We start from the raw sequence: 13,275 nt of genomic DNA, 5'->3' as shown, positions 1-13,275 counted from the left end.
CAAATCGAGAATATCATGAAGCGTAAAACCTTCATCACCCTTATCTTTGTGCTGAGTTTTGTCTGCTTGATCGTGATCATGGGGGGACTGCTGTATGCATGGTATGTTTATCGCCAGGTGCACCACCAACTGATGTAGCATGCTTTTTTAATGTGATGCATGTGCAAGGCCGGAAATTATGGTGAAGTGATGCCAGGGCAGCCCCATTTTGGGGTGAGAAATCGTTGGAAAGAACGAGCGCAAAAAGAGTCCTTGTTTTATCAATCTGGATCTATTTCCAGGGGGGACCGCAAGGTGAGTGTTCTGTTGGATTCGGAGCCGATGGAGGCTATCCGGCCTGGCATTTCAGCTTGAAACGAAAAGAATGGTACGTGGACTCATGAATGGCTACAGGAACTCCTGAACATCTTCAAAGAAATGACAGAGACATCATCTGTTTATTGTGCAGAACCGCTTGAGCTCGACAAGACTGTGTCGAAATCAACAAAATGTACTCAAGCCGCCTTTAATGTTCTGATTCAATCATGATTGACTTAATCATTACGAGATTTCATGTCTGAAAATTCAAAGATCATCCTCGGTATGGGAACGGGCCGATGTGGAACGCTTTCTCTGGCAGAGATTCTAAACGCGCAACCGAATACCCATGTCACTCATGAAGAAGCCCCCTTATTACCATGGGATCGTGAACACAACAGTGGCATCATCGCCAGGCGATTTTCCCGGATGCGGCGAAAAAGAAATGCCGAACTGATCGGAGATATTGCGTCTTTCTATCTGCCCTACGTCGAAGAGATCATCAATACAGAGTCAGACGTTCGCATCATCTGCCTGAAACGAGACAAAGAGGCTGTCGTCAAAAGTTTCTGTCGCTGGCTGGATCTTGTGCATCCCCTTCCCATGAACCATTGGGCCAAAGAACTGCCATCGGGATGGCACTATGAACCCAACTGGTCTCGAATCTTCCCCAAGTACGACACCCAAAGCAGAGAAGCTGGGATCGCCCGTTACTGGGATGAGTACAATGAGCGGGCAGAGATTCTGTCCAGGGATTTTCCGGATCATCTCAGAATTGTCGAGATGGAACAACTGAATGATGAGGCTGGAGTAAGCGAGCTCTTGTCATTTGTGGGAATTCCCAAGGCACAACAGGTCAATCAGGCAGGACACCATACTCACAAATCAGATCAGACCCCAGTAAAACCAGTAGAGCATCGTGTCTCTGCTCATCCAATGGACCCACGAAACTGTGTCATTCTGGTACCCTACACAGGGAGCATTGTTCCCCAATGTGAACAGTCACTTAAAGAACTGGAACGTCGCGGATATACCGTACGTCGTATCCGCGGTTATGCAGCCATAGATCAGGGACGCAATCAGCTGGCTACAAATGCTCTCAAAGATGGTTTTATAGAGACGATGTGGATCGATGCTGATGTGGGTTTCTTTCCCGATGCGATCGAGAAACTTCGAAAACATAACCTGCCGATTTCCTGTGGCATCTATCCGAAAAAGGGTAAACGGGAACTGGCCTGCCATGTGCTGCCGGGGACGCCGAGTATGACATTTGGCAATGACGGCGGCCTGATTGAAATTCTCTATGCGGGAACTGGCTTTCTACACATCCGCAGGGAGGTCTACCGAAAGATTCAGGAACAGCTGAAGCTCCCAATGTGTAACGAACGCTTCGGCGAGACCATGATTCCCTTCTTCCACCCAATGCTGTACCAGCGTGACGACGGATATGATTATCTGGCTGAGGACTATTCGTTCTGTCAGCGTGCCCGGGATTGTGGCTACCAGATCATGGCAGATACCACCGTTCGCCTCTGGCATGTCGGCATGTATGCTTACGGCTGGGAAGATGCCGGCCGTGAATCAGAACGCTTTGGTTCATTCACACTGAATTTCAATCAGTAGTCAATTTCGCATGTTTGTTTTCTGAAACTCAAAGATCAAAGCCACTTATCGATGGTGCTAAACAGTCAATGACCAGTTGATCAAAGAGAGATATGCGATTATATCAGGTCAATAATTGCTGAACGGGGCCGATGCTGTCGGCAAACCGATCGAGCTTTAAACCCATGGCTTGTGCGTGCGTGAGCCAGAGGTTTGCCAGGGCTGTGCCGTCAGAGCAGTGCAGATGCTGTCCCGTCTTTAAGCGTCCTCCGCCCGAACCGGCGACGACGATGGGCAGGTCGGTATATTGATGGGTGGCACCATCACCCAGACCGGAACCATAAGTGAAAATGGTATTATCCAGTAATGTCGTTCCATCCGCTTCGCGAATGCCATCCATTTTTTGTACGAGATAAACAAACTGTTCCATGTGGAATTGATCCACCTGTAACAGTTCTTTCATAAACTTATTCTGATTATGAGACATCTGATGATGGCTCATCGGTTTGTCGAACAGCGATTCGTAGCGCATGGGGGTATCCCAGCGTTCGGGCCCAATCATCAACGTGGCTACATTGGTTAAACCAACCTGGAGGGCTGCCACCATCAGGTCTCCCATCAGGCGAATATATTGGCCACGGGGGAGTACTGAATTATCTGGTTCTTTCACCGCAGCTTTGCCAATTTCATGTTTTATCAGATCGAGTTTGTCCATTTGTTCTTCGATCGTCCTGATGCCATCGAAGTACTCCGCAAATTTTTCACGGTCTGCACGGCCGAGTCGTCTGTTTAATGAACGTGCATCTTCGAGAACCAGTCCCGTGATATCGCGATAGGCCTGGTTTTCCTGAGTGCCGAACATACGGCGGTAGACTTTCCGAGGGTCGCGCATCGAGGGCGCAACATGACCCGTTCCATACCAGGAGATATTGTCAAAATAGATCGACTCTTTGTTGTCCCGATGGCTGTTGCAACTCAATTCTAAAGTGCGGAATGGGGTCTGATCCCCGACATGGTCAGCAATAATATGATCGAGCGTACGGGCCAAGGGGTACACCGACGACTTGACTGCGTGGGCGGTGGCGCTGCTTAAAAAACAGGAGGCGCATTGCGCATGCACATCGCTTCCATGCTTGTAGAAACGGTCCATGCCGGTGATCAGTGTGACTTTCTGCTTTGCTTTTTCGAGTGGCTGCTGAGTGGGTGTCAGTTGTTCCAGAGGCCGCATCCCCACTTCCAGACCGGTTTCCCGCGTAATCTCTTTCTGACTACTGGTGAATTTGGGGATCTCTGCATTCTGTTCGCCCGGAAAGAAGCCACGACGCACAACACCGATTGGCACGTAAAAGACCGCCAGGCGTTGTGCCGGTTTCGGAGGTACTTCAGAGTGTGCGAGACTTTCCATCCAGGGCAATGCCAATGTCGCTCCTGCTGCTCCGCGGAGAAAAGATCGCCGATTGATTTCAATCATCATTCTGCCATTCTAAGCTGACGAGTTAGGAATTTATTTTGAGGTCGCGTCTGATTGTTCAGAGACGGGCTCGTTTCCCTGTGTACCTGCACTCTGTAAAAAAGGGGGGCTCAACACGATTTCCCTGATGAGCGACTGAAACCGGTAATCTGCAGCCGCTGTTTTATTCACAATCTTTTCCAATGCCAGTGAATCTGCAACCCCAATTTCGCGTCCCAGGGCAAATGAGAGCAAATGCGCTGCAAAGGCACGGGTAAACCGGTCCTTTTCAGCCAGCAACGCATCTTTGAACTCGATAATATTGGCGAATTCATGTTTGCTTAACAGCTTGCCACTGGCGTCGACCGTTCGCCCGTTGGGGTATTTATCACGCCAGAGGCCTGCTGCATCATAATTTTCCAACGCAAACCCTAGTGGATCAATCCGCTGGTGACAGCCTGCACAGCTGGCATGTTTTCTATGGGCAGCGAACCGCTCACGCAATGTCAGGTTTTCTTCGCCAGACTTCGGCTTGTCCTCCAGCAGGGGCACATCCGCAGGCGGAGGTTTGGGAGGATCGTTCAGAATGACGCCCGCAATCCAGGCACCGCGCGTGATCGGCTGGGTCCGGGTTGCATTCGAGGTCATCGTCATGACAGCAGCGTTGGTGATGACTCCGCCCTGCCGCCGGTCTTTGACAGGCACGCGCCGAAAGTTCACAGTGACTGGAGATCCTGCTCTGCCCTGCTTACCATCGCGATACCAGGCATCCAGCAATTCGCTTCGATAACTGAAATCGGAATCAATCAACTTAAGCACAGACTGATCTTCAATCAGCAACGTCTCAAACAGGAGTAACGGCTCCAGCATCATATGCATGCTGGCACGGTACTTGGAAAAGTAGAATTGCGGATACCGTTGACGATCCGGAGTGGATGAGATGATCCGCTCCAGTTGCAGCCATTGGACAGGAAAGCTGTCGCAAAATCGCTTGAGACGATCGTCATGCAACATGCGGGAAACCTGCTCGGTTAAAATGTCTGGCTCATGCAGTTTTCCGGCTGCAGCCAGGTCGAGCAGTGTCTGGTCAGGAATACTTCCCCAGAGAAAAAACGAAAGGCGCGAAGCCAGAGCAAAATCATCAATTCCTGTACTATTCAGAATTTCTGTGTCAGCCGACTGGTCATACAGATAGAAAAACTGAGGCGAAGCCAGTGCCGCTGCTGCCGCGTCCTGCATGCCTTCCGTGAAAGACCTCTGATGTTGAATCTGTTTCATCACATAAGCGGTATAGCGGTTGACAAGTTCATCGTTGGCGGGACGTCGAAAGGCGCGTGTCAGAAATTTCCTTAAGCGACCTTCAATGATCGCCTGTGTTTCTTGCGGCGTCGTATCTTTAGGAGTTGCAAAAAACTCTTTCCAGATACCGCAGGTTTTTGAGTTGAAGTCTGCACTGGTGACAATGGAACGACTCAGTCTCAGAAACGATTCCAACAGTAATGGGGAAAGTGAAAGGTGATCCCCTCTGTTATCGAACCCGTTCTCGGCACGTAAGTCCTGGGGGAAGGCAGCCACTCCGCCAAGTCGCTTTTCGATCAACTGGGACTTGCCAAGCGGACGACTGCCGACCCGTACTTCCGGGGGCATTTTTCCCGTTTGTGGCCGAAAGTAATTGTCGTACTCCCGCATCATCCGCTCGGGAAGTGAAAAGACTTCCACTTTCAGCTGGAACAGATCCTGAACGGCATTGTTGTATTGAAACCGATTCATTCTGCGAATCGGCGTGGCCGGCAAGGTCCCCGCTGATTCAATCGATTGTTTCAGGTACGCTTTCAGACCGGTTACCAGTTGCTTGCGCGTCGATTCAGAGAGTGGTTTTTCACTCTCAGGGGGCATGTAGCCTGAGTCGACCGCTTCGATTAAATCTTTCAACATTTCCGGAGTGCTGACCAGTTGATCGGCATTTTCCAGCCGGAGCAGATTGACTTCGCCTTCCACCTGTTCTTTCTTGCCGTGACACTTCACACAGTTCTGCTGAAAGACCGGCTGGATGACGGCAGAGAAAGCGTCCGCCTGCGGATCCGGCGTACGCTCAGCTCCCTGACAGAGCAGGGGAGCCAGCGAGATCGCCGCAAAAACGATGAGGTATAAAAATCGTGATATCAAGGTGGATTCTTACCTGGGATTGAGCATTGAGGTTGGGTCTGAAATCGTTCGATGCATAAACTGTCATTTATTCTAACTCAGCCACCCCCGCTGTGTCTATTACGGTGTGTATTTCCTCTGATTTTGAGGGGGTGCTCACCAGCAAACGGCGGGCTGAACTCACAGTGATGACAGTACCATGCCCACGTTTTTCCGTGACATCCCTGTCCAATCCCGCTGCAGTACTTGCGTCTGTCGGCGTCGATCTGGTAGATAAATAATACTGTTGTGAGACAATGAAAGTCTTCGACTGATGCCAGATAACACTCATAGGGCAGGGCGCAGGGCATTCCAATGACAGATCAACGACCCAACATCATACTCATTATTACCGATCAGCAGCGTTTCGATACGATTCACGCTGCCGGCTATGATTTCATGGAAACGCCGCACCTGGATCGTTTGCATCGCGAGGGAATTGTATTCAACAACTGTTTCATCACAGCCGCTTCCTGTGCTCCGGCCAGAGCATCCCTCTTTACGGGTCATTATCCGCATACGACGGGGATTCTGAAAAACGCAGATACCTGGAAGCATGGCTGGATCGAAAACCTGCATGACGGAGGTTACCAGACTGTCAATATCGGCAAGATGCACAGCTGGCCCTACACGACTCCCCTAGGCTTCGATCAACGGTACGTGGTAGAGAACAAAGATCGCTACCTGGAAGGTCGTTACTTTTATGATGAGTGGGATAAAGCATTGCGTGCCCGCGGCCTGGTGAAACAGCAACGGGAACTCTACCGCCAGTTACCTGATTACAAAGAAAGCCTGGGAGCCTTTGACTGGCTGCTGGATGAGGATATGCATCCCGACATGTTCGTGGGGAACATGGCGGTCGACTGGATCCGCAACTACCCCGTCAGCGAACCGCTGTTTCTGGAAATCGGTTTTCCCGGCCCGCACCCCCCGTATGATCCGATTCCCCGGTATACAGAGTCGTACCTGAAAAAAGAGCTCAACATCGCCCCCGTGCTCGAAAGCGACCTGGCCCACCAGCCGGAGCCGTTAAAGGCGATGCGAATTCATAACAACGAGGTGGATCACGACTCCGTTGTGCATCTCCTGGAACCGACGGAAGAACAGCGACACCGGCAGCGCGCCTATTATCTGGCGAACGTCACGATGATTGACGAAAAAGTGGGGGAGATTATGACGGCGCTGGAAGAGAAAGGGCTGCTGGACAATTCCATTGTCATCTTCACCTCTGATCATGGGGATTGCCTGACAGACCATGGACACAGCCAGAAATGGACCATGTATGACGTCATTACCCGTGTGCCGATGATAATCTGGGCTCCAGAACGCTTTGGCGCAGCGCGTGCGGTTGAGGGTCTGGTTCAGCAGATGGATCTGGGTCCCACATTGATGGATATCGCTGATATCCCCCTCCCGGAACCGATGGCGGCACAGAGCCTGTTGCCGTTACTTGAATCAGGCACTGAATCTGCAGCATGTGAACGTGACGTTGTTTTCGCCGAACAGGCCAAAGACGGCATTCTGACAACCAGCAAGTTTATGACCATGGTGCGCACCCAGGATTGGAAACTGGTTCACTTTCTGGACGAACCGTGGGGACAGCTGTTTGATCTCACAGCCGATCCTCTGGAGGTCGACAACCTCTGGGATGCGCCCGAACATGCTGAAAAGAAGAGAGAAATGCTCGCCATCCTCCGCGAGTGGCGGATTCGCGACAGTTATGAAAATGCCGACCTCTGGGAAGATTATCGGTGAGAGTGATTGATTAACGAAAATGCTTTAGCTGTGTCCCATTTTTTCCAGCCGGATGAAAGTCCGAATAAAAATGCTTGTGGGAATCAACAGTGAAAGGAGAAAACAATGATTGTACGAGTGATCCTGCTGGTCCTGCTGCTGTCAGTCAACTCCTTACTACAGGCCGAAGACGATTTACCAATCGTTCCTGAAGGTTTTGTGGTCGATGTTGTTGCCCGCGAGCCGCTGGTCAGCAATCCCTGTGTGCTGGCATTTGACAGCTGGGGGCGAATCTGTGTTGCCCAGGGGCCCCAGTGGCGCGGCCCAACCCCCGACACCCCTGGTGATCGCGTCGATATTCTCATTGATGCAAACGGAGACGGGATCAGCGACCAGCGCAAGACATTTGCCGAAGGGTTTAATTCCATCCAGGGGCTGGCCTGGCACGGTGATGATCTCTGGGTAGCCAATTCCCCTGACCTGACAGTTGTTCGTGATACTGATAATGACGATGAAGCCGACGTGTATATTCGCGTCTATACCGGTCTGGGGAATCTGGAACACTCGCTGCATGGCTTGAACTTTGGGCCTGATCGTAAATTGTATATGTCGAAAGGGAACTCGAAAGGTTACAACAGGCTGGATCAGCTTGCTCCCAAAGTGTTCCGGGAACTCTGGGGGCTGCCTTCTCCTGAAGGGGCTCCTGATTACCCGCCAGTTGAATATTTCACAAAACAGACCTACCGACGCAAATATCACACGCCGCAGGATGACTGGGGACAGCAGGGGGGAATTCTACGCTGCGATCCCTATCGCGATGGAAAGCCATCCGGCCAGGGGCTGGAAATCGTATCCCGCGGATTCCGCAATCCCTGGGATATTACCTTTGATGATGGTTTTCACTGGCTGGGAACCGACAATGACCAGACGCAGGGAGATAAGATCTTCGCGCCGTTCTATGGGGCTCACCTGGGGTGGGGGCACCCCTGGAGTTTTCACTGGACAGGGGAAGGGCATCTGCCTACGGTCCCCGCCAGTGCTTCACTCTTTGAAGGATCAGGGGCCGGTGTGATTCATTATCATGCGAACCAGTTTCCCGAAAAGTATCAGGGGGTATTCTTCGTCAATGACTGGATGCGTCGGGAAGTGTATGCGTTCCGCCCGCGGTGGGAAGGAGCACTGATGAAGTGCGAGGGAGACTTTCCACCGGTCTTTGCTCACGCTGAGGGAGGACGGTCTCTACCTGCGAGTTCCGGCCGCATATTTGAGCCGACTGATATTGAAGTCGGCCCTGATGGAGCTTTATATATTCTGAGCTGGGGACACGCTTACGGCGCTACGATCAAAGGTGGTAAACAGGTGGATGCAGGGCGTGTATATCGAATCCGTTATGCAGCCCATCCTCTCAATAACTGGCAACACGACCTGCGCCGCAAACCACAGCGGCAATGGACGCTCGAACAACTGTTTCAGGACCTGGCCTGTGACGTTCCCGCCTGGCGCGTGAATGCGCAAAGTGAACTGCTCAGACGAGGTGAGCCCGCTCAGAAATACTTATTCTCCAGGTTGAACCAGGGTGAGCTGAGCACTGCCAGTGAGACCTGGGCCTTATGGACCATCGGTTTAAGTTCACCTGCAGCCAGAATCAATCAATACCTGGCAGGAATCCTTGCTGATTCGGAAGCGACCCGCAATGCCCGGATTCAGGCGCTGCGCATATTGGCTCATCGGATTCGCAAGTTTGAACAATGTACGACTCTGCCTGATGTGGTTCTCCCTTTTTTGACCAACGTCGATGCCCGACTTCGACATGCAGCAGTACAGGCAATCTGGCAGGCAGAACAGAAGCAGTGGGTCCAGGATTTACTGCAGGTGGCTGCTGATGAAACAGATCGGATCGTCTTTTTCTCAACCTGGAATGCACTCCGAGAACTGTCATCCCTGCAGGAGAGAAAAGGATGGCTAGAGGATCCTTGCGCGGGGGTTCGACTGGCAGCATTACTGGGATTATTTCACGACGGCACCATCAACGGCACTGCAGCACTCGCATTTCGAAACGATGAAGATCCTCGCATTGTCAAACTGGTTAACGACTGGCTGGAGAAGACGGGGCAAGCAACTCCGCTGGTGCGATTCAATCCACCTCCCGGTGAGTATTCCCAAGCAGTCAACGTGACAGTTCAAACATCCATTGCAGGAGCTTTTCTCACCTACACTCTTGATGGATCGCTGCCGACTCTCACATCTCAACGTGTGAAGGGACCGATACCGATAGACCACTCGAGTCAGTTACGAGTTGCCGTCAATCGGGGAAGCAATGGAAGTAGCCAGACCGTGACCGCTGAATATGAGATTCGACACGTCCCCCACTATCGGCATCGTGAATTTGTCTCTGAAGTTCAGACTCCCAGCGGCCGTTTTTATGAATTAGACTGGACCGGTCTTGATGTCGGCAAGCGGCATTATACGGATCGGAGTTACCATATCACTCAGGTCCCGAATGAACTGGCCGGATTACCGTTTCTGAGAACTGCCAACGGAGATGATCGCTCAACGGGAGCAGAGTGGCTATCGCTGGTCACAACCGAAGACTGCGATCTCATCGTGGGAACCGATTTGCGCAACCCGGATGACCTGCAGTGGATGAAGATTGGTCAACCTGGAGGGTTTGAAGATACAGGCTTGAAACTGACAACCACGGATCCCGTCTTTCGGCTGTATCGTAAACATTTTCCCGCAGGTCGGGTTGTGCTGGGCGGAAACACGAATCACCCGAAGACCGATTCTGGCCGGGGGAACTATCTCGTTATTTTCCAGCGACAGATATTATCACCAATGGGAAACGGGCAGACAGCCACGATCGACCAGGTGCTCTCTCACATGCAAACCGCAAATCCAGAACGGGGACGGGAACTGTTCCTGCATCCCCAAGGGGCCGGGTGTTTTAAATGTCACCGTATGGAGGGGATTGGTGGAGTACTCGCCCCCGATCTGTCTGATATCGGTAGCCGCGCCAGGGAACCACGCGTGCTGATTGAATCGATACTCGAACCGAGTAAGGTCATTACCGAAGGATTCGCATTGCAACAGATTGTCACCGTAGAAGGTAAGGTGATTTCGGGGGCCATCCTTGAGGAAACCCAACAGGTCCTGAAACTGGTTGGGACGGATGGTGTTGTTAAAACGATTGCTGTTGCTGAAATTGAAGAACGGATCGGGACCAGAGTTTCACCGATGCCAAATGGGTTCGGAAAGATGTTGAATGCTCAGCAGATTGCTGATCTCGTCGCCTGGCTGTTGACCCAGAAAAAGATTGGTGACCGTGATGGATTTTCGTTTCGGGAACACCATGACCGGCTCGAGATTTTTTTCAAATCCCAGCGGATCGCGACCTATCTCAAGCAGCATCCTCGGTTGACGCGTCGGGCACTCGTTAACCTCATGACACCGGGGGGAATTCAGGTCACGCGCAATTTCCCACCGCGCAGCCCCGAAGACATCGACCCGGGCTACCAGGCGGAAGACGGAATCATTCATCCGGTCATGCATCCGGGACTGTGGATTGGTTTCGGTGATGTGAACGGAAATGATTACTGGCGCCTGCAGGCCCAGGTTAAATACAATGGGTATGTCGAACCTCCTGTCGGGAATCGGAACACTGGCAGCTTTGCGGTGAGCAACCTGTTCATGAGCCAGGACAAGCATGATGTCGTATGTAACGAAATTACACGTTACCGGTTTGAACGAGCTCCAGACGGACTGATTCTGAAAATTGATGCCGAGTATCGATCTGACAGTCACGATTTCTATTTTGGTGACCAGGAAGAATCCGGGCTGGCAGTTCGTGTCGCTTCCCCCTTACGGGTTCAGGGTGGCAATGGCACGATTCTTAATGATCGCGGTGAGCGGAATGGAGCACAGGTCTGGGGAAAGGATGCCCGGTGGTTTGATTATGCGGGGACGGTGAAGGGACGTGAGGTCGGAGTGATGGTACTGGCCGATCCTGAGAACCCCCGGCCATCATGGCTGCATGCCCGGGATTATGGTGTGGTTGTCTTCAATCCCTTTCCGAAGCAGCCCCGGGAACGCCGCGAACCGTACGTTAAAACCCAGGTGAAACGGGGCGAAACATTTCGACTCTCGTACGCTATCCTGATTTATGATCGACCAGCAGATCAGCCATTGGATCATACGAAATCAGAACACCAGCTATTGCAATCCTTAAGTAATAGGGGGAAGTAGCCACGCAACGCCATGTTCTAAACTTAAAATAGTAAATAGAAACTTCTAAACAATCAGACAGGCATACCTGAAGAATAAAAAGGGGGCAGCGACTCTTTGATTGTTTTTAAGGGGCCTGCCCTCTGTTACGTACTCCGCAACTGTTACTGACCGTTATTTACGCATCTGAAGTTCTTTCAGCATCTCCAGCAGATTGTCGGTCAGGATCACCGAGGCATCTTTCTGGACGACATTCGTGCCGAGCCATGTTTCATAGCCTCCCAGCCGATGCTGTTCGGGAGTTGGCAGGTAGCCGTGCCGACCGTTTGCCAGGCCGATGACCATCGTGCGTGCGAACGGGCTTCGATCCTTGATTTCCAGGCCGATTTCAACCAGTGTTTCAAAGGGGATGCCGACAATCGCGTACTCACCAATACGAATGGCCTGGATGGTTACTGTGAGGGAATCTTCTTCCCGTTCGTGAGCCTGTACCACTTTGCGTGCGTAGTTGACGGCTTTCTTAGGCAGCCTGGCGATTTCGCTCTTGTCTTTTAATGCGAGTACTTTTTGTGCTGAGGTCACCTCTTCTGCAGAGGGGCGTCGGTATTTCAAGTCGACCTTTCGCTCCAGCATGTCGATGGTGAGATTGCGTTCGTGGTTTTCAATCTTCTTGTAAGTAAAATAAGCGGTATCGGCGGCTTTGCTCGCGACAATACGGACCTGTTCGAACGGCTCCCGCGGGGGGCGGTTCACGAGAAAGGGGATATTGTTGATATCTCCTGAGGCTCCATTCGACATCATGGCTACGAAGTCTTGGCCCGCGCGCAGACGACTGGGCATCAGGCGGGCGAACTCGCCAAAATAATCTGCCGAAGCATGCCGTTTGGGGATCCCTCCCACATAATGCAATGCGTAATTGGCCAGTAAGGCCAGCGGTTTTCGCTTGGCGTTCTGAATGGAAAGGACCATCAACTCCGGATCGACAGGTCCAGCGGGCCGCTCCAGCACGGCCGGGCTGGTTCCCGGATTCATTTTCACGATGTCCATTTTTCCAAAGGGATTCGCAGGCATCTTGCCGGGTTGCAGAAACCAGCGTCGATTGAAGACTTCTTCCGGAAGATCGTGAGACGCCATGCCCAGGGAAGCGGTTTGCTGATTCTCGAAAGCCTGAGTGATTGCCTGGGCAAGTCCTTCGATCAGAACTTTCCGATAAGCGACATCCCCCGGGGAACCTTCCGTCCGGTTGGAAGGGGGAGCAGAGTGCGTATGCGTCGATGAAATCAGGATGCGATCGACTGGAATCCCCGTCTTCTTCGAAGCGATCTGTTTTGCTTCGTTCAGCATTTCGGGGGGAGCACCGAGTGCATCGAGGACGGCAAGCGCCACAATGGTCTTGCCATCATTCAACACGATCGCTCTGGCATGCAGCGGGTCATGGATGGCACTTTTGTCCCTCGCTTTTCCACTTCGCAAGCTGACAGGGAACTGCTTTGGTGAAACATCAACTGCACAAGCCCCCGCACGCAGTTGACCCGACTCGGCCTGTGCGACAAGGGCAGGTCCCGTGGCACACCAGACGAGCAGGGTGAAGAAGATTGTCCGGCAATACATAGTATTTTCTTTCAGTTAAATGGTCATGGTCATGCTGATCACCGATTGTCATAAACAGACTGCTCCTTCCAGAATCGCATCCGGTTGATGAATCCTGGAGAATCTGCTGATGGATATGGTAACAAACAAGCTCACCAGAATCACGAATCAAAATTCAGGGACTATCGTCAAAACGG

At 51.9% G+C, this 13,275-nt stretch carries 7 protein-coding genes; 4 read left to right on the top strand and 3 right to left on the bottom strand.

Going from position 1 to position 13,275, the window contains the following annotated elements; translation table 11 throughout:
* Positions 1–15 precede the first annotated feature (15 nt).
* On the top strand, positions 16–138 hold the full coding sequence (locus tag Enr10x_RS30530; RefSeq protein ID WP_261343262.1) for a hypothetical protein: 123 nt from the start codon (positions 16–18) through the stop codon (positions 136–138).
* A 414-nt stretch (positions 139–552) separates the two neighbouring features.
* A complete protein-coding gene (locus Enr10x_RS29955) occupies positions 553–1,920 on the top strand; it encodes a sulfotransferase (protein ID WP_197997609.1) in 1,368 nt (455 codons plus the stop codon).
* A gap of 103 nt (positions 1,921–2,023) precedes the next feature.
* Here Enr10x_RS29955 and Enr10x_RS13985 read toward each other — a convergent pair whose 3' ends face one another.
* Positions 2,024–3,373, bottom strand: a complete 1,350-nt coding sequence (locus Enr10x_RS13985; RefSeq protein ID WP_232093391.1) for a DUF1552 domain-containing protein — start codon at positions 3,371–3,373, stop codon at positions 2,024–2,026.
* 30 nt (positions 3,374–3,403) lie between these two features.
* A complete protein-coding gene (locus Enr10x_RS13980; protein WP_197997608.1) occupies positions 3,404–5,515 on the bottom strand; it encodes a DUF1592 domain-containing protein in 2,112 nt (703 codons plus the stop codon).
* 333 nt (positions 5,516–5,848) lie between these two features.
* Here Enr10x_RS13980 and Enr10x_RS13975 point away from each other — a divergent pair, with 333 nt between their 5' ends.
* A complete protein-coding gene (locus tag Enr10x_RS13975; protein WP_145106713.1) occupies positions 5,849–7,288 on the top strand; it encodes a sulfatase family protein in 1,440 nt (479 codons plus the stop codon).
* Positions 7,289–7,393: 105 nt separating this feature from the next.
* Positions 7,394–11,509 (top strand): PVC-type heme-binding CxxCH protein, encoded by a 4,116-nt coding sequence (locus Enr10x_RS13970; RefSeq protein ID WP_145106715.1) that lies wholly within the window; start codon positions 7,394–7,396, stop codon positions 11,507–11,509.
* A 153-nt stretch (positions 11,510–11,662) separates the two neighbouring features.
* Here the strand turns inward: Enr10x_RS13970 and Enr10x_RS13965 are convergent, their stop codons facing one another.
* On the bottom strand, positions 11,663–13,099 hold the full coding sequence (locus Enr10x_RS13965) for a hypothetical protein (protein ID WP_197996485.1): 1,437 nt from the start codon (positions 13,097–13,099) through the stop codon (positions 11,663–11,665).
* Positions 13,100–13,275: the final 176 nt, after the last annotated feature.

This window comes from Gimesia panareensis (assembly GCF_007748155.1).
In the GTDB taxonomy this organism is placed as follows: domain Bacteria; phylum Planctomycetota; class Planctomycetia; order Planctomycetales; family Planctomycetaceae; genus Gimesia; species Gimesia panareensis.
The sequence above is the reverse complement of the archived record's forward strand: the minus strand, read 5'-3'. Positions and strand labels throughout refer to the sequence as shown.

Bases quoted from the DNA above. Each gene is read 5' to 3' on its own strand.
- Enr10x_RS13970 (WP_145106715.1), top strand. From the start codon at position 7,394: ATGATTGTACGAGTGATCCTGCTGGTCCTGCTGCTGTCAGTCAACTCC.
- Enr10x_RS30530 (WP_261343262.1), top strand. From the start codon at position 16: ATGAAGCGTAAAACCTTCATCACCCTTATCTTTGTGCTGAGTTTTGTC.
- Enr10x_RS13965 (WP_197996485.1), bottom strand. From the start codon at position 13,099: ATGTATTGCCGGACAATCTTCTTCACCCTGCTCGTCTGGTGTGCCACG.
- Enr10x_RS13975 (WP_145106713.1), top strand. From the start codon at position 5,849: ATGACAGATCAACGACCCAACATCATACTCATTATTACCGATCAGCAG.
- Enr10x_RS13985 (WP_232093391.1), bottom strand. From the start codon at position 3,373: ATGATGATTGAAATCAATCGGCGATCTTTTCTCCGCGGAGCAGCAGGA.
- Enr10x_RS29955 (WP_197997609.1), top strand. From the start codon at position 553: ATGTCTGAAAATTCAAAGATCATCCTCGGTATGGGAACGGGCCGATGT.